Source organism: Sphingobium limneticum, assembly GCF_008710155.1.
GTDB lineage: Bacteria > Pseudomonadota > Alphaproteobacteria > Sphingomonadales > Sphingomonadaceae > Sphingobium > Sphingobium limneticum.
Genome location: NZ_VYPZ01000085.1, coordinates 1 through 1428 on the forward strand (window position 1 = coordinate 1; position 1428 = coordinate 1428).

Consider the following 1428-nt stretch of genomic DNA (forward strand, 5'->3'; position numbering starts at 1 on the left):
GGTCGTGTCCCGGCGCGTGGTGTAGGTTTTGAGGGTAGCGAAGCTGACCGGACGCGCGCTCATCGATAAAGCGCTGTAGCGGCCGGTCAGTTTCGCGGGTGGTCACCGGCGAACTTCGGATAAGTTTGGGTTGCGAAGCTCAACTTACGGAGACCTCCGATGACCAATGACAAGATGGACCTGCACGCTCTGGTTGGGAAGACAGCCGACGGCGATTTTCTACGCGACATGATCGGCTTTGCCGCGCAGCGGCTGATGGAACTGGAGGTGGGCAGTGCGACCGGCGCTGCCTATGGTGAGAAAGATCCTGAGCGCCTCGCGCAGCGCAACGGCTATCGGGATCGGGACTGGGAGACGCGAGCAGGGACGGTCGAGCTGCGGATCCCCAAGCTGCGCAAGGGAACATATTTTCCAGGGTTTCTGGAGCCCCGCCGTATGGCAGAGAAGGCACTGACGGCCGTCATCCAGGAAGCCTATATCCAGGGGATCTCGACCCGCTCTGTGGACGATCTGGTCAAAGCCATGGGCATGAGTGGGATCTCAAAGAGCCAGGTCAGCCGACTGTGCGTGGAGATCGACGAGCGGGTGAAGGCCTTTCTCGATCGTCCGATCGAAGGCGACTGGCCCTATCTCTGGATGGACGCGACCTACATCAAAGTGCGGCGAGCCGGTCGCATCGTCTCTGTCGCGGTCATCATTGCCGTTGGCGTTAACAGCGATGGCCGGCGCGAAGTGCTCGGCATGGCGATCGGTCATTCCGAAGCGGAGGTCTTCTGGACCGAGTTTCTACGCAGCCTTGCTCGTCGCGGTCTGCGCGGCGTGAAGCTGGTGATCTCCGATTCCCATGAAGGCATAAAAGCTTCCGTCGCCAAAGTGTTCAGCGCCACCTGGCAGCGATGCCGGGTTCATTTCATGCGCAATGCGCTGGCCCATGCCGGCAAGAGCGGACGCCGGGTCGTGTCGGCATTCATCGCCACCGCTTTCGCCCAGGAAACTCCAGAGGCCGCAATGGCCCAATGGCGCAGCGTCGCTGATCAATTGCGCCCTACCGTGCCAAAACTCGCTGCCCTGATGGACAGCGCCGAGGAGGATGTGCTGGCCTACATGACCTTCCCAGCCCAACACCGCACGAAGTTGCACAGCAACAATCCGATCGAGCGGCTCAATGGCGAGATCAAGCGGCGCACCGATGTTGTCGGTATCTTCCCCAACGAAGAGGCGATTACCCGTCTCGTCGGCGCTATCCTTCTGGAACAGAACGACGAATGGGCCGTCCAACGCTGCCGCTACATGACACTTGAGAGCGTCTCAGGTTTAAGCGATAATCCCATCATCACGTTGCCTGCCATGGCAGCATGATCAATCCGGCTTAGCCGGAGGTCGCTGTGGCTATCCCAGCGAACCTACACCACGCTGTGGGACACGATC

Annotated in this window: 1 protein-coding gene; it reads left to right on the top strand. The window is 60.4% G+C overall.

All coding sequences use genetic code 11. The features are described from left to right. Positions 1-159 precede the first annotated feature (159 nt). Positions 160-1359: an IS256 family transposase gene (locus F4U94_RS24040; RefSeq protein WP_150412353.1), complete on the top strand. Its 1200-nt coding sequence runs from the start codon at positions 160-162 to the stop codon at positions 1357-1359. The last annotated feature ends 69 nt before the right edge of the window (positions 1360-1428 follow it).